We start from the raw sequence: 1,331 nt of genomic DNA on the forward strand, positions 1-1,331 counted from the left end.
ACGAGGGGGATTCCTAGCCTTTGCGGGCTGGGGTTTCCTGCTTCACCGACGACTGCCCGCCCGGAGTGTTCCGTTGAGGTCTTACACCGTCTCCACAGGCTGTCACGGCCCGTCCGGCCGCCAGGAGGTTCTTTGCCGCGTTCACGTCCCGGTCATGGGTTGTGCCGCAGTCGCACGTCCACGTGCGGACATGCAAGGGCATCTTGCTCTGCAAGGCGCCGCAGTTCGAGCACAGTTTGGACGAAGGGAACCACCGGTCGACGGCGATCACCTCACGGCCGTACCACTGGGCTTTGTACTCCAGCATGCTCCGGAACTGCGACCACGCGGCATCACTGATGGCGCGGGCCAGGGAGTGGTTCTTGAGCATGTTGCGTACGGTCAGGTCCTCGATCACGATCGTTTGGTTCTCACGAACGAGACGAGTGGTCAGCTGGTGCAGACCGTCGCGCCGCCGGTCAGCAATGCGGGCGTGGATGCGGGCAACCTTGCGGCGGGCCTTGGCCCGGTTGGCTCCGGCCCCCCCGGCCTTGTGGGACAACTCCCGCTGGGCCTTCGCCAGCCGGGCGCGGTCGCGCCGTTCGTGCCTGGGGTTGGTGATCTTCTCCCCGGTGGAGAGGGTGAGCAGGTGGTGAAGTCCGGCATCGATACCGACCGCCGTGTCTGTCATGGGAAGCGGCTTCACGCCGGGGTCGTCGACCAGCAGGGACACGAACCAGCGTCCAGCCGCGTCCTGAGAGACGGTCACTGTCGACGGCGTCGCTCCCTGCGGCAGGGGCCGGGACCACACGATGTCCAGCGGCTGCGCCATCTTCGCCAGTGTCAGCTTGCCGTCCCAAAACCGGAACCCGCTGGTCGTGTACTCGGCGGACTTCCGGGACTTCTTCCGCGACTTGAACCGCGGGTACTTGGCCCGCTTGCCGAAGAAGTTCGTGAACGCCGTCTGCAAGTGGCGCAGACACTGCTGGAGCGGCACCGAAGAGACGTCGTTGAGGAACGCCAGCTCCTCGGTCTTCTTCCATGCCGTCAGCATCGCCGACGTCGCGTTGTAGTTGACCCGCTCCTGACGCATCACCCACGCCTCGGAGCGGGCCGCGAGCGCCATGTTGTAGACCTTCCGCACGCACCCGAAGGTGCGCGACAACTCAGCTGCCTGCGCATCCGTCGGATGGAAGCGGTACTTGAACGCCCGCTTCACGTGAGTGGTCATGGCTCACAAACTATCATGTCGGCTTGTGACTGCCTGACGGGTCGTCGGGAGCGGACGCCGGATCGCCCTGGCGGCGATCCGTCTTTCCCTGCCCTGCCCCGCAGGAGTCCGATTCCTCCCC

The 1,331-nt window shown here is 65.5% G+C and carries 1 protein-coding gene; it reads right to left on the reverse strand.

Going from position 1 to position 1,331, the window contains the following annotated elements; translation table 11 throughout:
- Nucleotides 1-13: 13 nt before the first annotated feature.
- Nucleotides 14-1,210, reverse strand: coding sequence for an RNA-guided endonuclease InsQ/TnpB family protein (locus ACFYXB_RS46000; RefSeq protein WP_389591481.1), 1,197 nt, complete (start codon nucleotides 1,208-1,210; stop codon nucleotides 14-16).
- Nucleotides 1,211-1,331 lie beyond the last annotated feature (121 nt).

It is taken from the genome of Streptomyces sp. NPDC002619, assembly GCF_042889305.1.
Lineage (GTDB): Bacteria > Actinomycetota > Actinomycetes > Streptomycetales > Streptomycetaceae > Streptomyces.

What these genes read in the sequence shown, in the direction of transcription:
- ACFYXB_RS46000 (WP_389591481.1), bottom strand. Translation starts at nt 1,210, where the DNA reads ATGACCACTCACGTGAAGCGGGCGTTCAAGTACCGCTTCCATCCGACG.